This window comes from Prochlorococcus marinus str. GP2 (assembly GCF_000759885.1).
Lineage (GTDB): Bacteria > Cyanobacteriota > Cyanobacteriia > PCC-6307 > Cyanobiaceae > Prochlorococcus_A > Prochlorococcus_A marinus_J.
Genome location: NZ_JNAH01000004.1, coordinates 15,548 through 37,109, shown reverse-complemented (window position 1 = coordinate 37,109; position 21,562 = coordinate 15,548). Strand labels below are relative to the sequence as shown.

22 protein-coding genes and 1 other RNA gene are annotated in these 21,562 nt (G+C 31.0%); 10 read left to right on the top strand and 13 right to left on the bottom strand.

Annotated elements, in window-relative coordinates; all coding sequences use genetic code 11:
- Positions 1–15: 15 nt before the first annotated feature.
- A non-coding RNA gene (gene ssrS / locus EU91_RS09025) (6S RNA) lies at positions 16–200 on the bottom strand.
- A 17-nt stretch (positions 201–217) separates the two neighbouring features.
- A complete protein-coding gene (locus EU91_RS05185) occupies positions 218–1,408 on the bottom strand; it encodes a 5-(carboxyamino)imidazole ribonucleotide synthase (RefSeq protein WP_032524239.1) in 1,191 nt (396 codons plus the stop codon).
- Between the two features lie 125 nt (positions 1,409–1,533).
- On the opposite strand from EU91_RS05185, the gene aroB reads away from it, so the two are divergent.
- On the top strand, positions 1,534–2,625 hold the full coding sequence (gene aroB, locus EU91_RS05190) for a 3-dehydroquinate synthase (RefSeq protein WP_032524238.1): 1,092 nt from the start codon (positions 1,534–1,536) through the stop codon (positions 2,623–2,625).
- Here the strand turns inward: aroB and EU91_RS05195 are convergent.
- Positions 2,622–3,812, bottom strand: a complete 1,191-nt coding sequence (locus EU91_RS05195; RefSeq protein WP_032524237.1) for an SAM-dependent methyltransferase — start codon at positions 3,810–3,812, stop codon at positions 2,622–2,624. The two genes, aroB and EU91_RS05195, sit on opposite strands and share 4 nt — an antisense overlap.
- 31 nt (positions 3,813–3,843) lie before the next feature.
- Here EU91_RS05195 and EU91_RS05200 point away from each other — a divergent pair, with 31 nt between their 5' ends.
- Positions 3,844–4,641, top strand: a complete 798-nt coding sequence (locus EU91_RS05200; RefSeq protein WP_011818183.1) for a hypothetical protein — start codon at positions 3,844–3,846, stop codon at positions 4,639–4,641.
- A gap of 23 nt (positions 4,642–4,664) precedes the next feature.
- Here EU91_RS05200 and EU91_RS05205 read toward each other — a convergent pair whose 3' ends face one another.
- A complete protein-coding gene (locus EU91_RS05205) occupies positions 4,665–5,438 on the bottom strand; it encodes a TIGR04168 family protein (protein WP_032524236.1) in 774 nt (257 codons plus the stop codon).
- Between the two features lie 118 nt (positions 5,439–5,556).
- Here EU91_RS05205 and nadA point away from each other — a divergent pair, with 118 nt between their 5' ends.
- A complete protein-coding gene (gene nadA / locus EU91_RS05210; RefSeq protein WP_072012891.1) occupies positions 5,557–6,516 on the top strand; it encodes a quinolinate synthase NadA in 960 nt (319 codons plus the stop codon).
- Here the strand turns inward: nadA and EU91_RS05215 are convergent.
- From EU91_RS05215 to EU91_RS05225, 3 genes are all read right to left on the bottom strand, one after another.
- Positions 6,513–7,847, bottom strand: a complete 1,335-nt coding sequence (locus tag EU91_RS05215; protein ID WP_032524234.1) for a S41 family peptidase — start codon at positions 7,845–7,847, stop codon at positions 6,513–6,515. The genes nadA and EU91_RS05215 overlap by 4 nt on opposite strands.
- A gap of 62 nt (positions 7,848–7,909) precedes the next feature.
- On the bottom strand, positions 7,910–9,127 hold the full coding sequence (gene ispG / locus EU91_RS05220; RefSeq protein WP_032524233.1) for a (E)-4-hydroxy-3-methylbut-2-enyl-diphosphate synthase: 1,218 nt from the start codon (positions 9,125–9,127) through the stop codon (positions 7,910–7,912).
- A gap of 32 nt (positions 9,128–9,159) precedes the next feature.
- A complete protein-coding gene (locus EU91_RS05225; protein WP_032524232.1) occupies positions 9,160–9,663 on the bottom strand; it encodes a uracil-DNA glycosylase in 504 nt (167 codons plus the stop codon).
- A gap of 162 nt (positions 9,664–9,825) precedes the next feature.
- On the opposite strand from EU91_RS05225, the gene EU91_RS05230 reads away from it, so the two are divergent.
- Genes EU91_RS05230 through EU91_RS05250 form a run of 5 tightly spaced genes read left to right on the top strand, consistent with a single transcriptional unit; the run spans position 9,826 to position 14,848 of the window.
- A complete protein-coding gene (locus EU91_RS05230; protein ID WP_032524231.1) occupies positions 9,826–11,004 on the top strand; it encodes a pyridoxal phosphate-dependent aminotransferase in 1,179 nt (392 codons plus the stop codon).
- 12 nt (positions 11,005–11,016) lie between these two features.
- A complete protein-coding gene (locus EU91_RS05235) occupies positions 11,017–11,910 on the top strand; it encodes a putative selenate ABC transporter substrate-binding protein (protein WP_032524230.1) in 894 nt (297 codons plus the stop codon).
- Entirely contained in the window at positions 11,907–12,647 is a 741-nt protein-coding gene (locus EU91_RS05240; protein ID WP_032524229.1) for an ATP-binding cassette domain-containing protein, read from the top strand. The genes EU91_RS05235 and EU91_RS05240 overlap by 4 nt, the downstream gene beginning before the upstream one ends.
- Before the next feature lie 4 nt (positions 12,648–12,651).
- On the top strand, positions 12,652–14,154 hold the full coding sequence (locus EU91_RS05245; RefSeq protein ID WP_032524228.1) for a PhnE/PtxC family ABC transporter permease: 1,503 nt from the start codon (positions 12,652–12,654) through the stop codon (positions 14,152–14,154).
- Between the two features lie 49 nt (positions 14,155–14,203).
- Positions 14,204–14,848 (top strand): GDSL-type esterase/lipase family protein, encoded by a 645-nt coding sequence (locus EU91_RS05250; protein WP_032524227.1) that lies wholly within the window; start codon positions 14,204–14,206, stop codon positions 14,846–14,848.
- 13 nt (positions 14,849–14,861) lie between these two features.
- Here EU91_RS05250 and EU91_RS05255 read toward each other — a convergent pair whose 3' ends face one another.
- From EU91_RS05255 to EU91_RS05265, 3 genes are read right to left on the bottom strand one after another with little or no spacing between them, the layout of a single operon-like run.
- Positions 14,862–15,608 carry a TIGR00297 family protein gene (locus EU91_RS05255; RefSeq protein WP_032524226.1) on the bottom strand — a complete coding sequence of 249 codons (747 nt, stop codon included), beginning with the start codon at positions 15,606–15,608 and terminating at the stop codon, positions 14,862–14,864.
- Between the two features lie 6 nt (positions 15,609–15,614).
- On the bottom strand, positions 15,615–16,388 hold the full coding sequence (locus EU91_RS05260) for a 16S rRNA (uracil(1498)-N(3))-methyltransferase (protein WP_032524225.1): 774 nt from the start codon (positions 16,386–16,388) through the stop codon (positions 15,615–15,617).
- Positions 16,389–16,397: 9 nt separating this feature from the next.
- The gene (locus EU91_RS05265; protein ID WP_032524224.1) at positions 16,398–16,841 is read right to left on the bottom strand and encodes a DUF3531 family protein; all 444 of its coding nucleotides are present in this window, start codon (positions 16,839–16,841) and stop codon (positions 16,398–16,400) included.
- Positions 16,842–16,924: 83 nt separating this feature from the next.
- Between EU91_RS05265 and EU91_RS05270 the strand changes: the two genes are divergently transcribed.
- Entirely contained in the window at positions 16,925–17,572 is a 648-nt protein-coding gene (locus EU91_RS05270; RefSeq protein WP_032524223.1) for an ABC transporter ATP-binding protein, read from the top strand.
- The gene (gene hslO, locus EU91_RS05275; protein ID WP_032524222.1) at positions 17,562–18,470 is read left to right on the top strand and encodes an Hsp33 family molecular chaperone HslO; all 909 of its coding nucleotides are present in this window, start codon (positions 17,562–17,564) and stop codon (positions 18,468–18,470) included. Before EU91_RS05270 ends, hslO begins: the two co-directional genes overlap by 11 nt.
- Here hslO and EU91_RS05280 read toward each other — a convergent pair.
- Genes EU91_RS05280 through EU91_RS05290 form a run of 3 tightly spaced genes read right to left on the bottom strand, consistent with a single transcriptional unit; the run spans position 18,465 to position 21,555 of the window.
- Positions 18,465–19,139, bottom strand: coding sequence for a CPP1-like family protein (locus EU91_RS05280; RefSeq protein WP_032524221.1), 675 nt, complete (start codon positions 19,137–19,139; stop codon positions 18,465–18,467). The two genes, hslO and EU91_RS05280, sit on opposite strands and share 6 nt — an antisense overlap.
- Before the next feature lie 51 nt (positions 19,140–19,190).
- The gene (locus EU91_RS05285; RefSeq protein WP_032524220.1) at positions 19,191–20,828 is read right to left on the bottom strand and encodes a peptide chain release factor 3; all 1,638 of its coding nucleotides are present in this window, start codon (positions 20,826–20,828) and stop codon (positions 19,191–19,193) included.
- Positions 20,829–20,859: 31 nt separating this feature from the next.
- Complete coding sequence (locus tag EU91_RS05290; RefSeq protein ID WP_032524219.1) at positions 20,860–21,555, bottom strand: class I SAM-dependent methyltransferase; 696 nt, start codon at positions 21,553–21,555, stop codon at positions 20,860–20,862.
- Between the last annotated feature and the right edge of the window lie 7 nt (positions 21,556–21,562).

Sequence of the window (21,562 nt, the reverse complement as noted above, 5' to 3'; positions counted from 1 at the left end):
GCAAGCATTTTGATAGGTAACACCGGATCCCCGTCAGTTCTCTGCTGCATCGACCTGGAAATGCCAGAAGAGGATTCAAAGTGGGCTTTCGTTTCCGATTACAAGATCGGTTTACTACCGCATCACGACAGTCTCCTCATGTCGAAAGAGAGTCAGATCAGAGCACATAAAGAAGAACTTAACCAAAGATCCAGTGACTTAACTCTAACTTATTTTTTTATCCATTTGGAGATGGCCATATGTCTCGTACCATAGTTAACAAAACTTGTGCCTCATCATATCTTTCTGAATGCGTTTTACCATTTAATAAAAATGTAATGTGAGCCATTTTTCTTCCCAGGATTTCTCGAGATTTGCCGTAACAATGAATATTAGAACCCTCAATTTCAGATAACATTTTAGTTCTGGTTTCCATTGAGATTGGGAAATTCTTTTTTAATCCCAGAAGATTTATCATAATTGCCCCTTCACAGTTCATTTTAATTTCAGGTGGCATTATCCCGGAAGAAATGCAAACATATTGATCAAATTGACTTGAAGTACAAGCTTCAATAGAGAAATGAGCTGAGTTATGTGTTCTAGGAGCTATTTCATTAATTAAAAGACCATTATCGCCATAGAAGAATTCAATAGCTAAAACACCAACGTAATTAAGTTCATTGACTATTGAAGAGAAAATATTTATTGCAAATAAGTTCAAATCATATTCATTTGTTCCAGGTGCAAGAACCCAATCACAAACATGGTTTGATTGGAATGTCTCAACTATTGGAAAGAATCTTATCTTACCTGTCCTATCTCTAGAACCGACAAGAGCCAGTTCTTTTTCATACTCTATCCATTCTTCTATTAACCATTCATCAGAATTATTCTCTGTTAAAAAAGAATCTAAATCTTCTTTTGTCTTTATTTTTCTGTTCCCTTTGCCGTCATATCCACCTTTATTTGATTTTGCCATTAAAGGAAAAGTCCAATTATTGATTTCCTCATCCGAGAGATTTTTAAAATCTTCAATACTTATCCACTTTGGACAAGGAATATTCATTCTATCTATTAATTTTTTTTGAGAAAACCTATCTACTAATGGTTTAATTGCATTAAGGCTTGGAACAAAAATATCTTTATTGCCAATTAAATTTAATTTATCAATTTTTATCCATTCATTTTCAAAAATTATTTTTTCACACTCATTAATTAATGATTTATTACCTCTTATCTTTAAAGGATCAGCTTCTATGACATGATCTGCTTTTGAACCAGCAGGATCATCACAAGATTTTGTTTGCACACATACTTCTAAATCTCTTTTTTTTGCTGCCTCGGTTAACATCAATGCCAGCTGACCACCTCCAATTATTCCTAGGGAATAATTTTTCTTAATATCGTTTATATTTTTTTTTAAACTCATAGCATGATTTTATTACCATTTCTAATTCTTAACAACTGAATTTTTAAGGATCTAGAGCTTAGATTTTGCTAATATATAAAGTATTCAATACCAAATATTTATAAATTTTAACTAGGTAATCAATTGTGAATGAGAGAAAAATATTAGTTCCATTAGGTGATAAGTCATACGAAGTAACTCTAGAAGCAGGGATACTGAATAATATCAGCGAAGAACTCTTAAAAATTGGAATAACAAAGACAAGAAAAATACTTGTGATTTCAAATAAAGAAATATCAAATTTATATGGTGAAAAATTCTTAAATAATTTAAAAGATAATAAATTTCAGGCCAAAATGTTCCTTATCAAGGCTGGAGAATCATATAAAAATTTAAAAACCTTAAGTGAAATATATGATGTAGCATTTGAATTTGGCTTAGATAGAAATTCAATAATTATTGCCCTTGGAGGAGGAATTGTTGGAGATGTAAGTGGTTTTGCTGCTGCGACTTGGCTGAGAGGTATCGAATATATTCAGATTCCAACAACATTATTATCAATGGTTGATTCATCTGTGGGAGGAAAAACAGGAGTAAATCATCCAAAAGGTAAGAATTTAATTGGAGCTTTTAATCAACCTAAAGCAGTTTTTATTGATCCAGAAACCTTAAAAAGTTTGCCCAAAAGAGAATTTAGCGCAGGCATGGCTGAAGTAATAAAATACGGAGTAATAAAAGATAAAGAACTTTTCGAATACCTAGAAATTGAAAAAAACAAAAATGAACTTATAAATCTCAAAAATGAATATTTAATTAAAATAATTAATAGTTCAATTAAAACAAAGTCTCATGTTGTTTCTCAAGACGAACATGAAAATGGTGTTAGAGCAATATTGAATTATGGTCATTCTTTTGGTCACGTTATTGAAAATTTATGTGGATACGGCAAATTCCTGCATGGTGAGGCAATATCAATTGGTATGAATATTGCGGGGAAAATAGCAATTGAAAAAGGGTTATGGTCTAAAGAAGAATTAGAGAGACAGCGAATACTCTTAGAGAGTTATAATCTTCCTACTGAGATTCCCAAAATAAATAAAGAAGACGTTCTAACAATACTTATGGGTGATAAAAAAGTTCGTGATGGCAAAATGAGATTTATATTACCGAAAGAAATTGGTGCTGTTGATATATATGATGACGTAGATGATTCATTATTTTTAAAGTTTTTTTCTTAACGCAAACAGGTTGAATTTATATTCATTTTCTTCTCATTAAACTTTTTAAAAACAAACCACTTAAAATCACCTAAACAAACAGGATCTACTAGTCTGAGTAATGCCTCTCTTCTTAAAAGAGCATTTGATAAATTCTCCTTTAATTCTCTCTGAATCCCATAAAGTCTCTCTGCTAATCCAAGCCCCAACAAAGCCTCTCCTTGTTTAGTTATTCCATCAGTATTAAATCCAAGAGTCTCAGCATCATTAATTAAAGTTTCAATGCACACATGAGATGTTAAATCGCAATTTCCAGGAGAATCTAGGATATTATTCTTCATTTTTTGATTTTCATATGAAACTATCGTCCCATCAGAATTCTTAGAGTTATAGTATTTTTTAGCTTCTTTAGCGTAATCAATAATCAATAAAATACCATTATTGATTTTCCCATAAATAGCTTCTAACCATTTTGAGTTATCTACATGCCATTCTGTCGTCCATCCTTCAAGAGCATCTTCAGGCGGAATAGTTATTCCCAACTCACTTTTAGCAAGTTCAAAACTTTTTTCCAATTCACGTGTAATTGGCATTTCATCAAAAAATAATTTATGAGATTTTTTGTCTATAGAAACTGCTTGTCGAATTAATTTTCCCTTTGAGAAGGTTATTCTTTCTACTGGCAAAGCATCCAAAACCTCATTTGCTAGAACTATTCCATTTATATTATTTTCCTCTACTTCATCCAAACCTTTCCATAAAATATCAATACCTAAGTTCAAAAATTCCTCCAATTTATTTTTTTGTTTTTCTACCATCCCTTCATTAGGTTCAATAATTACAAAAGAAACTCCTTCTAAAAAATTCTTGTTGTTTGCTAAAAAATACTTAATTAATCCACTCATAAAGCTTCCATCTCCAGCTCCAAATTCAGTTACAGATAATGTTTGATTAGATGAAAAACTACTTTTGAACTGAATCAACCAATCTTCTATTTGTTTACCAACCAAAAAAGCAAAATCATCAGATAAAGATGGTGATGTGACAAAATCTCCTCGAACGCCTAACTTAGCTTTACCGCTTCCGTAATAACCATTAATAGGATCATTTAATGCAAAATTCATAAAGTCATAAAAACTTATAGTCCCACCCATTTTTATTATTTTTTTTACTAACCAATCTGGATTATTCGCGGGTAAGCTATTCATCGGCGAAAATATAAAGAGACAAAACTTATTTATGCCTTCAAAGATTAACTATTTATTAGGAATATTTCTATCTATATTAGTTTTAATTTCACATAAACCCGTTTTCGCTATAAATAATCCAAATCTCTTACCTGAAGAAAAAACACCAGTAATTGATTTAGCTAAAACATTAAGCCCTAATCAGAAAAAATCTTTAGAGGAAAAGCTCAACAATCTAGAAATTGAAAGTGGGTGGAAAATTAAATATTTATCTCAGTTTGAAAGTTCTCCTGGTAGTGCAATAAAGGACTATTGGGATTTAGATGAGACAAGTTTGTTGATAGTTGCGGATCCTAGAGGGGGAAATTTGCTGAACTTTAACGTAGGCGAGGCTTATTTTAATTTTATGCCAAGGTTATTTTGGGTTGAACTTCAAACAAGATTTGGCAACCAATACTATGTTAAAGATCACGGTGAGGATGGTGCAGTATTAGATGCAATAGATTCAGTAAAGATTTGCCTCGAAAGAGGAGGTTGCCAAGTTGTTCCTGGCCTACCCAAAGAGCAATATATATGGACTTTATGTACATCGATTCTCGGAGGTTTAGTAGCAGGTTTCGCATCTGCTCCAAGAAAAGAAGGTCAAGTCATATCAATTGGATTTTTAGCTCTTCTTTCTCCTTTATGGGGAATGTTATTTGGAATTTTTGGTTTGGCACCGATAATATCCAGAACAAATGATTTATTACCTTTATTTAAAAATGGTTTAGCTTTTACAGCCGCAGGAATTGCGGGTTATATCTTATCTCAAACATTATTTTCAAGATATGAAAAGCCCAAAAATACTTAAAATATGATCAGAGATATTTAATCCTAAAAAAATTTATCTTCTTCACGAATTTCGCCAGACTCTGAATACCATCGATGAGAAACATGCCTTAATTCCTTATTTTCAAACTCAATCCATGAAAAGTTAATTAGCAATTTCCCATCTTCATCAGTTTTATATCTTGGTACTACAGCAGTATTGAAATAAATTGTTCCTTCGCTATCAATTTTAAACATCTCTCTTAAACCTAGATTTCTTTTAAGCCGGTTGTGCATATGACCAAAAATTACAAGATCAACTTTTCTTCTCTTTTGTATTTGAGAAATAGCAGCAGACAAATCTCTATCTCCCCAATCTAAAGAGGGTAATTTCCAGTCTTTCCCACAAATGCTTTTAGGTTCTGAACCTAAACCCGAAGGACCAGCATGAGACATAATTATTAGAGGTATTTCTTCAACAGTCTCTTCTGAACATTTGATAATTTTATTTATTGAATCATTTTCGGTTATAGGTCCATAAACGCCTTTAACTTCTTTTGAAAGATAATAGCCGCCGCCAGAACTACATGGTCTAGCAGACAATAAATTAATTTGATTATTAAAAACTTTCAAATCCCATGCACAATATTTTTCACCAAGAACACGTATCTGCTTTGAGAGAGTTTCGCCTGTAGAATCTTTCCCTCTATCATGATTTCCTAAAATCACAAAAGTAGGAATTTTGATCTCATTGATTTTTTTAATTATTTTGACACTTCCATCAGAAATATCACCAACAAATAAAACAATATTTGGTTTGATAATCGATAAAACTTTCAAGTCTAATTCAGACCATTGACCATGACAGTCACCAACAATAGCAATTTTTAAATTTGTCAGAATTTTTTCTATTTAAAGGCATATAATCTATTTAGAGATATTCTAAATCCTGACCAGTATAACTTCTACTGCAAAACAGAAATCATTTCAAAACGAAGAGGATTTGATTTCTGAAATAAAGGAGCGTTGCAAAAAAGCTAATGCAATTATTCTTGCGCACTATTATCAAGCTCCAGAGATTCAGGAAATTGCAGATTTTATTGGCGATTCATTAGATCTATCTAGGAAAGCTGCAAATAATGACGCAGATATAATAATTTTTTGCGGTGTACACTTTATGGCCGAAACCGCAAAAATACTTAGCCCTAATAAAACAGTCCTATTACCAGATATTGACGCAGGATGCTCATTAGCAGACGATTGTCCTTCAGATAAATTTCAAAAATTCAGAGAAGAAAATCCAGATCACTATGTCGTAAGTTATATAAATTGCACTGCAGAAGTAAAAGCTCAAAGTGATCTGATATGTACAAGTAGTAATGCAGTCTCATTAATTAAAAAGATACCTAAAGATAAAAAGATAATATTTGCGCCAGATCAGAACCTTGGGAGATGGGTACAGAAAAATTCAGGAAGAGATCTTAAATTATGGCCTGGCAGCTGCATTGTTCATGAATCATTTAGTGAAGAAGCACTTCTAAAATTAAAATATCAAAATCCAGGATCAAAAGTAATTGCTCATCCTGAATGTAGTCAAAATTTACTAATTCTCTCAGACTTTATTGGATCAACAAGTAAGCTGCTTGATTTCGTAAGTAAAGATCCATCTAAAATTTACATGGTACTTACTGAACCTGGAATAATTCATCAAATGAAAAAGAAAGAACCTAACAAAATTTTTATTGAAGTCCCAGATGTAGAAGGTTGTAAATGTAACGAGTGTCCATATATGAAATTAAATACTTTAGAAAAAATTCTAGATTGTTTAAAAAACAATTCCCCATCTATCGAACTTGACCCAGAAATAATAAGAAGAGCCTATGTGCCAATAAAAAGAATGCTGGATATGAGTAATTAATTTAATGAAAATACTTTTTCTTTCTTATTAATTATTAGGAATGCATTAAGGTTTGTAGTGTCAGGCTTAAATTCGCTTATCTGATTCTTTCTATTAATTATATTTATTAGCTCTTTTTCACCAGCTCTATATTGTTTATCTTTTCTAGTTCCAATCTCTCTTTGGAGAATAGGGTTGATATTCATTTTTACTTCTATATCTGGAATAATTCCAGATTTGTTTATATCAGTGCCGTTCGGAGTTAAATACTTAGCGACTGTAACAGTTAGACCTGAACCATCAACTAAGGTTCTCATAGATTGAACTAGGCCTTTACCAAACGTTTTCTTACCAACTAATTTTCCTCTTTTGTTATCTTTTATTGCGCCTGAGACTATTTCACTAGCACTGGCAGAACCCTCATTAACTAGGACAACTAGGGGCTTTTTTGTTAGAGCTTGACCGTTTCCTTTTTTTGTTTCTTTTAAACCATCTTTACTTACTGTACTTACTATTACTCCTTTGTTAATAAAATGCCTTGAGATATCAATGCTTGATTCTAATAAACCTCCTGGATTACTTCTCAAGTCAAGAACATATCCTGCAACTTTTTTTGTTTCTAGATCCTTAATAGCATCTCTAGTCTCTTTTGATGCATTTGCATTAAATTGTTTAATCCTTACATAGCCAATTAATAAGCCGTTTTTGGTTTGATTGACTTTACTTGATACAGATTTTATTTCAATTTTTTCTCTTGATAAAATCTTAAAAAAGGATTTAGAACCTCTAAGAATTTCAAGCTTTACTTTGGTACCTCTTTGTCCTCTTATTAATTTCACGGCATCCTCAATATTCATGCCTTCAGTAGAAATATCATCTATAGATAGTATTTTATCTCTAGCTTTAATTCCAGCATCAAATGCAGGAGTGCCCTCAATAGGAGAAATAATTATTAAATCATCAGATTCTTTATCTTTAACTATTTGGATACCAACTCCAGTTAATTCCCCAGAGGTATCAATTCTCATTTGATTAAATTCCTTAGGTTCTAAAAATCTTGTATAAGAATCATCTAAGTTAGAAAGCATATCTCTAATCGCATCATATGCTTCATTACTGTCTGAATATGTTTTTGATAAAACTTCTTTTCTTAGATTAATCCAATTAGATTTTTGAAATTTACCGCTTGAATCAAGAAAATCTCTATATACAATTTGCCAAACATGATCAATTACTTCTTTATAACTATTATTTAAAACTGTTGCTTCCGCAATATTATTTAAAAACAGCCCAGAAAAGGTTGTCGCAAAAAGAATTATAAATTTTTTTTTAAGCAATTTTCTTATCTTCAATGAATTCGATATTTTTAATTATAAAAAGATTTTATTTATAATTTCAAAAATTTGACAAATCCTTAAGGATCAATCCACTTCCCATCATCCTTGATAAGTTGAATTAAAGCATTAACCCCCTCATCTTCAGGTACTCTTTTTATCTCTTCTTTCCTTCTATATAAGGCAATAGTTCCTTTGCCTTTGCCAACATAACCATAATCAGCGTCTGCCATTTCTCCTGGCCCATTAACAATACATCCCATTATTGCTATATCAAGGCCCGTCAAATGAGAAGTGGCGTTCCTAACTTTGTCTACAACTTCTTCTAGATTGAAGAGTGTTCTCCCGCAACTGGGGCAACTGATATATTCAACCATTGTTTTTCTTAGTCCTAAAGATTGCAAAATTGAATAGCAGACTGGTATTTCCTTCTCTGGGGCTTCTGTTAAAGAAACCCTGATAGTATCTCCTAACCCTTCTGCTAAAAGCGTTCCAATCCCAGCAGTACTTTTAATCCTTCCATAATCACCATCTCCAGCTTCAGTCACTCCTAAATGTAAGGGATAGTTATATCCCTCCGAGTCAAGCCTATCTGCAATCATTCTGTAAGCTGCCATCATGACGGGCGCCCTGGAAGCTTTCATGGAAATAATTATGTTATGAAAATCAAGCTCATCACAAATTTTGACGAACTCCATCGCAGATTCTGTCATCCCTAATGGAGTATCTCCATAAGTAAAAAGCATTCTCTCAGATAGAGATCCATGATTAACTCCAATCCTTAGAGCTTTGTTTTCAGCCTTTAAAACTTCAACTAAAGGGGTAAATCTTTTAAGTATTGTTTGTTTAATAGTTTCAAATTCCTCATCTGTATATTCAGTTCTTGTAGGATCTGATTTTTCAAACACAAACAATCCAGGATTAATTCTTACTTTATCAACATGTTTTGTAACCTCCATCGCAATTTTCATACCATTATGGTGAACATCAGCTACCAAGGGGGTATTGATATTATTTTCTAATAATTTTGCTTTTATATCTCCTACTGCTTTTGCGTGTGCTAAGGAAGGAACAGTCAATCTAACTATTTCACAACCTACATCATGAAGTCTTTTAATAGCTAAATAAGCATTTTCGACATCCATAGTATCTTCATTTATCATGGATTGAACTCTTACTGGATAATCACTTCCAATAGCTACATCACCAACCATTACTGTTCTAGTAATCCTTCTCTCAATATGAGTTGAATATCTTTTGGAGAGACTATTAACCTCTTTTGATTGAGTTAATGACATTAATTCTTGATATTCAAAAAGGATTCACTAAATTATACGGCATATAGTTTACCACTTACATTCTCTAAGTCTTTCAAAGTTAGATGGTAAGGTTTATTAATTTCTTTTGAGGGAAATCTCAACAGATAAGATGGATGGAAAATTACCATAATTTCTCTCCCATCTTTTTTAATCCATTGACCTCTTAAATTACTTATAGGATCTTTAACTTCTAAAATAGCTCTCATAGCAGTCGAACCAGTAAGTAATATAACTTTTGGATCAACTAGCTTTATTTGCTGTAATAACCAAGGTTTATGAATATTGATTTCTCTATCAGTGGGTTTTCTATTATTTGGTGGACGACATTTAATTACATTACAAAAATAAACATCCTTCTTATGGTCAATCCCGGCTTTTATCAATAATTCATTTAATAACTTACCAGATTTACCTACATATGGTTTTCCTTCTAAGTCTTCCTGTGCCCCAGGTGCCTCACCAATTATTAACAAATCTGCAAATACACTTCCTCTCCCAATAACTAACCTTTTCACCGAAAATAAAAATTTAAAACATTTTTATCTTAAGAACTCAAAACATCAAAACAAAATAGATTAAGAAAATGAACTAATTTAAACCATTATGTGATACCTTTATTTATTGTAAATTTATGCATTTGTCATTATTAAAAGTTATATTTGAAAAGCGATAAATCAATGAGTAAAGTTAATTTATCTGATCGGGCACTTTCAATTGAGCCTTCTCTTACATTGCAGATAAGTGCTAAAGCAAATCAATTATCTGCAGAAGGAGTAGATATTTGCAATTTAAGTGCAGGTGAACCTGATTTTGATGCTCCAAAAGAAGTTATAGAGGCTACAAGTAAAGCTATATTTAATGGATTTACAAAGTACGGGCCCGCAGCAGGGAATTTAGATCTCCGAAAAGCAATTGCAAATAAACTTCAAATTCAAAACGATTTAAATTATGAATTTGAAAATGTAATGGTCACAAATGGTGCTAAGCAAGCAATATATAATCTTTTCCAAGTATTTTTAAATACTGGAGACGAAGTTATTATTCCTTCTCCATATTGGTTAAGTTATCCCCAGATGGTTAGATTGGCGGGTGGGAAGCCAATTTTTACAAATTCTTCCGCAGAAGATGGATTCAAAATAAATATGGAAGATTTGAAGTCTAAAATCTCTTCAAAAACTAAATTTATAATTATCAATTCTCCTAATAACCCCACTGGAAGAGTTATGTCAAAGGAAGAATTATTACAAATTGCCGATTTAGCTAGAGAAAATCCAAATATCAATATTCTTTCTGATGAGATTTACGAACTAATCCTTAAAAAAGAATTTAAACATTACAGTTTATCTTCATTGGCAAATGACTTAAAAGATAGAATTTTTATAATAAATGGGTTTGCGAAAGGATGGGCTATGACTGGCTGGAGGATAGGTTATTTAGTAGGTCCCAAAGATGTAATCAAAGCATCCTCAGCATTACAAAGTCAAAGTACAAGTAATGTTTGCTCTTTTGTTCAAAAAGGTGCTTTAGAGGCTTTAAAAATTAATAATGAGTTTTTCTCAATGATAAATAGCCATTATGATCAAAGAAGAAGACTTCTCTATGAGGGCCTTAATAATATAAATGGTATTTATATTGAAGAACCTAACGGAGCATTTTACGCATTTCCAAAATTACCCAACTCCTCAATTACTTCTGTTGATTTCTGCAATAAAGCTCTTCAAGATTACGGATTAGTTGTTGTACCTGGAAAAGCTTTTGGAGCTGATCAATGTATAAGAATATCTTGTGCAGCTTCAGAAATTAAAATAAAAGATGGACTACAGAGACTTGAAAAAGCAATCTCCGAATACTATTAATTTAAAAAAGTTATGTTTAATTTAAAGAATTTCCTACTAAGTTCATCTCTATTATTTTCTGTTTTTTCATCACCTGTATTTTCAAATCCCAAAGTTTTAAAAGTTGGAGCAATACCTGATCAAAACCAAGATGTTTTGGACAAAAGATTTAATTTATTTTCAAAAGAATTATCCAAACAACTTGATGTAGAAGTTAAATACATTCCTGTTATTAATTATGTTGCAGCAGTAACTGGATTTAGAACTAAAGATTTAGATTTAGTTTGGTTTGGCGGTTTATCAGGAGTTCAAGCAAGATTACAAACACCTAATTCAATTGTCATAGCTCAAAGAGATATCGATAAGGAATTTAAAAGTGTTTTTATAGTAAACAAAAATTTAGAAATTAACTCAATTTCAAACATTAAAGGACTTAAAAAACTAAAGAATTTAAGATTTACTTTTGGCTCTGAAAACTCTACTTCTGGAAGATTAATGCCAGAATATTTTTTAAATCAAGCAGGGGTAGAAATTAAAAATTTTAAAGGGAAAAAAGCAGGTTTTAGTGGGAGTCATGATGCCACTATAGCTTTAGTTAATAGTGGGGCATTTGATGCTGGAGCTTTAAATAAACAGGTTTGGGAAAACAATCTTAAAAATAATCCCAAAAGAACAAGTAATTTAGAATTATTCTGGATCACACCAGAATATGTTGACTATCATTGGGTAGCTCAAGGTGATCTTGAAAATAGATTCGGGGAAGGGTTTACAAAAGAACTTAAATCAGTAATTCTAAATTTAGATATAAAGCAAAAATCACATAAAGAGATACTAGATATGTTCAATGCAAAAAGATTTATAAACGCAGAATCAAAACAATACAAAAATATAGAGGAAATCGGGAGAAAATTAAATAAAATTAGATGAATAATACTGTCTTAGAATTAGAAAATATATCTTATAAATACAAAAATGATCTGATCCTAAATAAAATAAATTTAAAAATAAATTCTGGGGAAAAAATTGCACTTTTAGGTAAAAGCGGTTCAGGAAAAACTACACTTATATCAGTACTTAATGGCACTATAAAGCCAACTCAAGGTGAGGTTAAATTATTCAATGAAAGTTTCGAGGAATTAGATAGAAAGCAGAAAAGTAAAATAACAACTATATGGCAAGATTTAAGATTAATAGAGGATCTCTCTGCAGAACAAAATGTTAATTGCGGACTACTAGCGGAAAACAATTTTTATTTCGCTTTTAAAAATTTACTAAATATAAGTTCTTTTAAGAAGGCGCATAAATATATGAAATTATGTAGACTTCATAACTCTATTTACGACAAAAAAATCAGAAAACTATCTGGGGGGCAAAAACAAAGGGTGGCTATAGCTAGATCATTAATCCAAGAATCAAATATATTACTTGCAGATGAGCCTTTTAATAATCTAGATCCCAAATTGATAACATCAATTAAAAACCTAATGCTAGAAAGTGTCGATAAAAATGATACAAAAAAATCCCCAAAGGCGGTATTAGTTGCATTACATCGATTAGATTTGCTGAACGATTTCGATAAAGTTATTGGAATAAGGGATGGTAAAATTTTTTTCAATATCAAAAGAAATAATTTAAAGAAGATTCATTTAGAGAAAATATATTAATTAGTTGAACAAATTAAAATTAAACTATACCTCATTATCTTTTCTTCCAATTTTGGTATGCATACCTCTAGGGTATCAATTAATAAACAATATTCATTTTGGAGGATTTATATTATTCCAAGAATTCTTAATTTCTGCATTTAATCCCAAGATCGATAATGAAATTATTATTACAGTAATTAAGCGATTAAATGAAACTATTTTAATTGGTTTTTTTAGTTGGTTAGTAAGTATTATTTTTGGAGCAATTTTTGGAATAATTTCCTCAAATATTTTTTATAAAATCTTTAATATTCCAAATTTTTTCTACCGCATAATAAGGGTTTTTCTAACAATAATTAGATCTATACACGAAGTGGTTTGGGGAATAATATTAATGCAAATATATGGAATAAATTTTTCGATAGGAATAATAGCTATATGTATACCTTATATTGCTGTAAATTCAAAAGTTTTTGCTGAACAATTAGAAACTATAGACTACAAAAGTTTTGAATCTATAAATCAAATAAATGCACCTAAATTTTCTTCTTTACTAACTTTAATATGGAATCCAATAATAAATACATTTAAAAACTTTGGTTTATATCGATTAGAGTGTGCAATAAGAAGTACTGTGATTTTAGGAATTTTTGGGATTGGAGGAATAGGTACCAGCATTTTTTTATCTTTCCAAACTTTGAATTTTAGAGAGTTATGGACTTATTTATGGTCCTTAGCAATTTTGATAATTCTTTCTGGATTAATATTCAAAAAAATAAAATCTAATCCTACAAATAAAATCCTATCTATTTTTTTTATTGCAGTTTTTTTTATAACAATTTTATTTTCTTTTTCATATTTTCTTTATTTTATTTTTAATAATAATTTTGAAAATTTTAATTCCGTTAGTTCTCTATTTAAATCAAGCTCAGATTTAGGATTATTTGATTTCTTAAAACTTATATTAGAAACAATAATTTTAAGTCTTTTATCAACAGGAATCGCAATTAGTATACCTCCATTAGTAATAGGAATTTTTAATAACAATAGTTCTAAAATTTTTATAAAAATTTTTGCATTTTTATTACGTTTAATACCTACACCTATAATACTTCTAACTCTATTAACTTTTAATAATCCTTCTTTATCTTTAGCAGCTTTAACATTAGGTCTCCACAATGCTGGTATTACTAGCAAATTACTTTTTACAAATTTAGATAGCCAAGACAAGAGAAATTATATTGCAATGCAATCTCTAGGAATCTCAAAAAAGACTAGTTGGCTTTTAGGTTTATTTTCTCAACAAGCAAAAAGTTACCTAGCATACTGCGCTTATAGATCTGACATCATTATTAGAGAAACTGCAATTGTTGGGGTTATTGGAAGTGTTGGTCTAGGTTGGCAATTGCAAGAATCACTAAGTTCCTTCGCATGGCAAGAAGTCACCATAATTTTGATAGCTTATAGCTCCATCGCAATAGTTGGTGAAATAATAAATGGTAAAATCAAAAATAGTTTAACTTGATTTGTAAGAATAATTTGTTAAATCAAGTAATTATTTTTTTCCGGATATAGTGATTAGTTTACCAAAACAGCTTGTTGTAATTGGAGATAGTTCAGTTTATGGATGGGGAGATAATGAGGGTGGTGGATGGTGTGAGAGGCTTAGAAAAGATTGGTGTAATAATCAAAATGGGCCAGTTATTTATCAACTTGGCGTTAGGGGAGATGGGATAGAAAAAGTTTCATCTAGATGGGAAAAAGAATGGTCATCTAGAGGAGAAACGAGAAGAAATAAACCTAAAGCAATCCTACTAAATGTAGGTCTTAACGACACTGCAGCAATTGGTCAGATAAATGGAAGACATCAATTAGATATAGATGGATTTGAATATGGACTAGAGAGGCTAATTAATGAAATGAACTCTCAAACAAATGTATTTGTTATTGGTTTGACACCAGTTGACGAAAGCAAAATGCCGTTTGCAGGATGTCTATGGTACTCAAATGATTTTTGTAATTCTTATGAAAGGAGAATGGAGGAAGTATGCCTCAATCAGAATGTCCCATTTCTTCCTACTTTTAGAGAAATATACTCTGATAAAAGGAGTAAAAATTGGATTACGAATGATGGAATTCATCTAAATTCCGAAGGTCATTTCTGGCTTTTCCAAAGACTTAAAAGCTGGCAAATTCTTACAAAATGGAAGGAATCCTAGGTCTTTCCAAATATTATTGATTTAAAAAATATGAATATAAAATAAGAGCAAAGATAGCAAAAACAGAAGCAATACTTGTCTGAATTGAATTTACCAATTCATTACTTAATTTATATTTATTTTGAAATTTAGCACCAATAATACTTTCAGAAAGTGTTGCCAAGAACCCAGAAACTACAACAACTATAAAATGATATTTTGTAGAAATAATTGATAGACGAAGCATTATAAAAGCCATAAATATTGATCCCAAAAAACTAGCTAATGTTCCTTCTATACTTATTCCTCCTTCAGTTCCTCTATCCACCTTTTTAAGTGAAGTAATTAAGTATGTGTCTTTACCAAATCTTTTCCCAATTTCGCTACCAAAAGTATCCGCCAACTTTGCAGCAAAACTTGCAGCAAAACCTACTTTAAACATCACTATGTTGGCAGGAAAAAATTTGGTCATAATGGCAAGAAATAATCCTGTAGCTGCAGAGCCCCATACATTCTCAGGACCTCTTCTCCCGCCTCTTTTTTCAGCAATTCCTTGTGCTTTTTTATATTTAAAACCTATTTTGGTAACTAGAGATCCAAATAATAAATAAATTACAACTGACATCCATCCCTGCCAAGACAAACATCCCCACAAAATTGTGCCTAAGATGCCTGCACTTACCCAACCACTTTTAGTCATCAAAGGAATCTTACAAAATATATAAATCAAAATAAAATTAATGCAAAAACCTATTAAAAATTGATTTCTAATTAAATCCATATTTATTTAATTCGTTAATTTCAAATCAATTCTCCACTGATTTAGAATTGATGATGCGTTAATACTAGCTGTCGAAGTTCTTAAGATAGTGTCGGAAAGTTTAACAAAGGTAATGTTATTTTTATTAAAAAAATCAATTTCTTTAGAGGACCAACCTCCTTCAGGACCAATTACATTCCAAAAAATACCTCCTTTTTTATTTCCAAATTCTTGTTGTTTTCTTAACCATTGATTTAAGTCATATAGTGTTTCTTCTCTAGTTATGGAAATTGAAACTCTTTCTTGATTATCTCTACTTTTTATCCATTCAATAATATCCATTCCATTTAAAATAGATGGTTTCCATAATCTCTCACTTTGCTCAACTGCTTCTTTGATAATTAAATTCCATCTCAAAAGTTTTCTAGAAAAATTTAAATTTTTGTTTACCTGTCTTTCTGAAAATAATGGCTGTATAAAATCAATTCCTATTTCAGTACACATTTTTAAAATATCCTCAAAACCACTTTTTGGTATAACAACAGCTATTCCTAATAAGTATGTTTCTTGTTCTTGAAATAAGTAAGGTTTATTTAATTGAATTATTTCTAAACAATCATTTTTAACTTTTATAGCTTTCCATAATAAACCCTCTCCGTTTGCTATAAATATTTCTTTTCCATTTTTTATCCTCATTACTTTATTTAAATAATGAGCCTCTTCCTTAGAAAGTTCTAAATTATTGTTCTTAATATTTTCAATTCTCTCATGGGAAATAATTAATCTTGTTAAGTCTTCCATCTAAAACACTTAATCTTTGAAAACTAAATCCTCATGTTCTTCAATTGCCCAATCATTATTTTCACCCCCAATAATTAACTCTTCAATTTTTACATAATTATTTGATATCTCATTCAAAGAATTAATTAATATATCTATTGAAATGGAGTCTGAAGTTCCAAAATCAACCCAACATCTTCCCCACAGGTTTTGATATTCCATAATTCCTAAATTATGCATTAAGGCTGGAAGAGATGCATTTTTTTGTTCATTATCGTAGGACATCCAACTTAGATCGGAACCCTCTTCATGAGTTTGCAAATTTTCAGAGTTAAATCCACCTAACCTTCCTAAAACGTACCAACTATCAAAAACACCATCTAAATAATTTTTTTCATCTTGAGTTGGTGACTCTGAAAACCTGATCCATATCCAACAATTAAAAGGATCAACTTCCCTAAAAATAATATTCATATTGACTAATATCTTTTTAGATCTACAACTATTATAAGTAAGTTATTACTAGATTCAAATTCATACCTAAAACTTAATTAATAATGCTTGATTTAAAAGAAATATCATATCAACCCCAAACTGGTGAAAGAAAAATAATAGACAATTTAAATTTAAAAGTTCATGAAAATGAAATTATTTTAATTTGCGGCAATAGTGGTTCTGGGAAAACAACACTACTCGAAATAATAAGCGGATTAACGAATCCACAAAAAGGAAAAATTACTTGGAAAAATAAAATTTTGTCTCCTAGACAAAGAAGATGGTTTTGTGGAGTAGTATTCCAATTTCCTGAAAGATACTTTATAGGTACAACCATTGGGAAAGAGTTAAAAATAGGCCATAAATCTTTAAGAGAAAAAAATATAGAAATAGTTTTAAATAAAGTTGGTTTGAAAAAAATTAATCTGACTCAACCACCAGAACAGCTAAGTGGCGGACAACAAAGGCGCTTAGCTGTAGCAGTTCAACTACTTAGAAACCCCTCAATTCTTTTACTTGATGAACCAACTGCTGGATTAGACTATTCAATGAGAAATGATGTGAAGAATTTAATTCTGGATTTAAAAAATAAAAATACAATTATTATTGTTACCCATGAACCTGCCATATTTGAGGGAATTCCTTCTAGGATATTATTCTTGGAAAAAGGGAAAATCAAAAATTTCATGAAAGAAAATCATGCAGGATAGGATAGTACGGGCTACTGCAGCCAATGGAGGAATAAGATTAGTTGCGGTCTTAACAACAGAATCTTCTTTAGAAGCAAAAAAAAGACACGGTCTTTCTTATTTAACCACCAGTATCTTAGGCAGAGCATTTAGTGCTTCACTGCTTTTAGCAAGCTCGATGAAGATAATGCATGGGAGAGTTACTTTAAGAGTTAGATCTGACGGACCTTTAAAGGGATTACTAGTTGATGCAGGTAGAGACGGAAAAGTCAGGGGTTATGTAGGGAATCCTAATTTAGAATTAGACTTAGTCAAAATAGATAATAATAAATATTCTTTTGATTTTACAAAAGCAATAGGTACAGGATATTTAAATGTAATTAGAGATAGTGGTTTTGGAGAACCCTTTACAAGCACTGTTGAATTAGTAAACGGTAATATTGCTGAAGACTTAGCTTCATATTTATATCACTCAGAGCAAACGCCCTCTGCTGTATTTATTGGAGAAAAAATTCAAAATAAAAGTGTTATTTGTAGCGGGGGCTTATTAGCTCAAGTTCTACCTAAAAAAGATACTGACCCTCTACTTGTCTCACTACTTGAAGAAAGATGTAAAGAAATTAATTCTTTCAGCGAAGACCTATTTAAGTCAAAAGATAATCTTCTTTCTTTAATTAGAAATATATTTCCCGATATTGACGATAAATCAATCTCTGAAAAAGCTCGTTCACAAGAAGTTAGTTTTAAATGCAAGTGTTCCAAACAAAGAAGTTTGAATGCTATGAGAATGCTTGATAAGAGCGAGTTGAAGGACATCCTCAAGAAAGATGGCAAAGCAGAGTTAGTTTGTGAATTTTGTAAGAATAAATATCTTATAAATTATGAAGAAATTAAATCATTGATAGAAAATCAATCATAAAAAAATTATGCCTAGCCATAAAATAACCATGGCTGGAATACTTTGAATTTTTTGTATTGATAAAGAGTTGTTTGATACTTCTTGAATGAAAGAGTTGTTTTCAAGCAATCCGCCAAATATTAATCCTATCGAGAGAAAAGTAACACTCCAACCCAGAGAACCTATAAATCTTTTCCCTGATTTAATTTGAGTATAGGTAAGTATTAATGTTGAGATAGAGAGTAAAATTCTATTATTAGAGTCTGGACTGATAAATAACAAAATTAAAAATAATAGCCCAACAGATATTTTTATTGAAAGATTATCAAATGAGGGGGTGGTTATTTTTGGCAGACTATACTGACTTGAATTCTTAGAGTTATTATTAAAATTTTTTATCTTAGAAAGCAGTGGGAAATTATTAATTGTAACTTGATTAATTTGTTTTTCTTTTTTTGAGGCACTCACAGCTTCATAGCTTACATTTCCTGATTGCCTGGCTTTCAAACTACCCATTAGTAATTGATCAAAGGAAGACTCTATTTTCGCTTTTAAAATTAAATCTTCACCAGCCTCTTTAACTTTAATATCTCTAGCCTTCTGAATATCCTCAAAAGCAGCCCCTTCTTTTACACCTAAAATTTCATAAGGTGATTTTTCGTTATTGTTTTGACTACTGTTTGAATCCAAAATTTTTAACCAATAATAACAGATTAACTAATTTTATAATCCATTAAGACTTTATAAAACAATTGGTTCGACTCCACTAACAACGGGAGCAACTTTGTTTAAATTTAATTGATTATTGTCCTCAACAAATTGATTTAGATTCCACTCATTTTTGAAAAGAATAACTGGCCTATTCCAACAATCTTTAACTATTTTACAATTGAATATTCTGCCTAGTTTTTCAATGGCTGGCCAACCATCAGAAATCCATCTAGCCAATTGATATGGCATTGCTTGAAGATTTGCATCTACACCATATTCACTTTTTAATCTATGAGTTACTACCTCCAACTGCAATTGACCGACAGCTGCGAGTATAGGGTCTCTTTTACTCTCATCAAAGTCATAAAGAATCTGAACAGCACCTTCTTCTCGAAGTTCATTAACACCCTTTCTAAAGTTTTTAAATGCTGATGGATTTGGATTTCTAAGCCAGCTGAATATTTCAGGACTAAAGGAGGGTATGCCCTCATATTCCAAATGAGAACCAGTATAAAGAGTATCTCCAATAGAGAACATACCTGGATTATTTAAACCAATAACATCTCCAGGATAGGCATCATCAACTACTTCTCTATCTTGCCCAAATATTTTTTGTGGTCTTGATAATCTGATTGTTTTCCCAGTTCTAGAATGTTTAACTGACATATCCTTTTCAAATTTACCACTACAAACTCTTATAAAAGCGACCCTATCTCTGTGCTTTGGATCCATATTTGCCTGAAGCTTAAAAACAAACCCACTAAATTCATCGCTTGCAGGTTCAATATCCCCTTTATTACTATTTCTTGAAGTTGGTTTTTGTGCCATTTTTAAAAAACTATCTAAAAATGGTCTTACACCAAAATTAGTCATAGCAGATCCAAAGAAAACTGGGGTTAAAGAGCCATTAAAAACATTTTCTTTTTCAAATTTCGATCCTGCCTCGTCAAGAACCTCCAATTCTTCAAGTGCGTTTTGAAGTAAATCTCTCTCTACATATTTTAATAGCTCTTTATCTTCAAGACTTAATCTTTTCTCATTCGATTGTTTCCCTCTCACAGCTTTATCAAATAAAATCACCTCCCTCGAAAATCTATCAATAACCCCTCTAAATTCCTCGCCACTCCCAATTGGCCAGTTAATAGGCAAAGTATTTAATCCAAGTTCTGATTCAATTTCATCGAGTAAAGAAAATGGCTCTCTTCCTGGTCTATCCATTTTATTTATAAAAGTAAATATTGGTATTTTTCGCATCTTGCAAACTTCAAACAATTTTCTAGTTTGAGGTTCTAGTCCTTTAGCAGCATCTTCCAACATAACTGCATTATCAGCAGCAGCTAATGTTCTATAAGTATCTTCGGAGAAATCTTGGTGTCCTGGTGTATCTAATAGATTGATTACTGATCTTTCATATTCAAATTGCAATACAGTTGATGTAATAGAAATACCTCTTTGTTTTTCAAGTTCCATCCAGTCTGAGGTAGCTTTTCTCTGATTACCTCTAGCTTTTACTGCTCCTGCCTGTTGAATGGCGCCTCCATACAAAAGAAGCTTCTCAGTAAGTGTCGTTTTCCCAGCATCTGGATGAGAAATAATAGCAAAATTTCTTCTTTTATTTACCGCATCCAGTATTTCTTTATTATTTAGAATTTTAGTACCTAAGCTCATTTATATAATATAAGTGCCTTTCACTTAGTTCTTAAACATTACCATAGACTATTAAATAATTATCACCTTCTTCAAACACATCTAAAGAGGATAAATCATTCTCCAAAGTGAAATTTTTTAACTCTTTAAAAGAGTAAGAAGCTCTTAAAGATGCATAATAATCATTTGTTAATATCTCATTATATTTTTTTGAACATTGTGCTTTGAGTTCTAAAGCAGACTTTTCATCTAATGGCCTTTTTAAGTCCTTGTGAAAATTTACAGTTGTATTACTAGACAAACTTCTTATTGTGTTGAAGAAATCTTCAAGATTAGTAACATGATGAATCAAACTGTTGCTTACAAGCAAACTAATTCTTTTTTTAAGTAAGAAATTCTTTGATTTAATGTCCTTGATGTCAGAACAAATGTAGCGTAAATTTTTTAATTTTTTTTGATTAGTAAAAATACTTTTATTATATTCTGCTCTCAAAATCATCTCTTTAGAACCGTCTATACCAACTACTTCAGTATTAGGCCATTTTATTGCTAACCTCTCAGAAATATTTCCTGGGCCGCATCCTAAATCAACTATTAAATCTTTTTCACCTAAAGAAATATTTTTTCTCAAAAGATAATAATTTATTTGATTGATTAGATTAACTTCCCCTTCTGAAAAATCAGCTTCGTCATAAGAAATGACTTGTTTTTTTTCTAACATTAATTCAGGTTCAGGGATTCTTTCCATATCCTTT

What these genes read in the sequence shown, in the direction of transcription:
- EU91_RS05270 (WP_032524223.1), top strand. Translation starts at nt 16,925, where the DNA reads ATGCTTGATTTAAAAGAAATATCATATCAACCCCAAACTGGTGAAAGA.
- EU91_RS05235 (WP_032524230.1), top strand. Translation starts at nt 11,017, where the DNA reads ATGTTTAATTTAAAGAATTTCCTACTAAGTTCATCTCTATTATTTTCT.
- EU91_RS05230 (WP_032524231.1), top strand. Translation starts at nt 9,826, where the DNA reads ATGAGTAAAGTTAATTTATCTGATCGGGCACTTTCAATTGAGCCTTCT.
- EU91_RS05195 (WP_032524237.1), bottom strand. Translation starts at nt 3,812, where the DNA reads ATGAATAGCTTACCCGCGAATAATCCAGATTGGTTAGTAAAAAAAATA.
- ispG (WP_032524233.1), bottom strand. Translation starts at nt 9,127, where the DNA reads ATGTCATTAACTCAATCAAAAGAGGTTAATAGTCTCTCCAAAAGATAT.
- EU91_RS05185 (WP_032524239.1), bottom strand. Translation starts at nt 1,408, where the DNA reads ATGAGTTTAAAAAAAAATATAAACGATATTAAGAAAAATTATTCCCTA.
- EU91_RS05260 (WP_032524225.1), bottom strand. Translation starts at nt 16,388, where the DNA reads ATGGAAGACTTAACAAGATTAATTATTTCCCATGAGAGAATTGAAAAT.
- EU91_RS05265 (WP_032524224.1), bottom strand. Translation starts at nt 16,841, where the DNA reads ATGAATATTATTTTTAGGGAAGTTGATCCTTTTAATTGTTGGATATGG.
- EU91_RS05285 (WP_032524220.1), bottom strand. Translation starts at nt 20,828, where the DNA reads ATGAGCTTAGGTACTAAAATTCTAAATAATAAAGAAATACTGGATGCG.
- EU91_RS05240 (WP_032524229.1), top strand. Translation starts at nt 11,907, where the DNA reads ATGAATAATACTGTCTTAGAATTAGAAAATATATCTTATAAATACAAA.
- hslO (WP_032524222.1), top strand. Translation starts at nt 17,562, where the DNA reads ATGCAGGATAGGATAGTACGGGCTACTGCAGCCAATGGAGGAATAAGA.
- EU91_RS05290 (WP_032524219.1), bottom strand. Translation starts at nt 21,555, where the DNA reads ATGGAAAGAATCCCTGAACCTGAATTAATGTTAGAAAAAAAACAAGTC.
- EU91_RS05255 (WP_032524226.1), bottom strand. Translation starts at nt 15,608, where the DNA reads ATGGATTTAATTAGAAATCAATTTTTAATAGGTTTTTGCATTAATTTT.
- EU91_RS05200 (WP_011818183.1), top strand. Translation starts at nt 3,844, where the DNA reads ATGCCTTCAAAGATTAACTATTTATTAGGAATATTTCTATCTATATTA.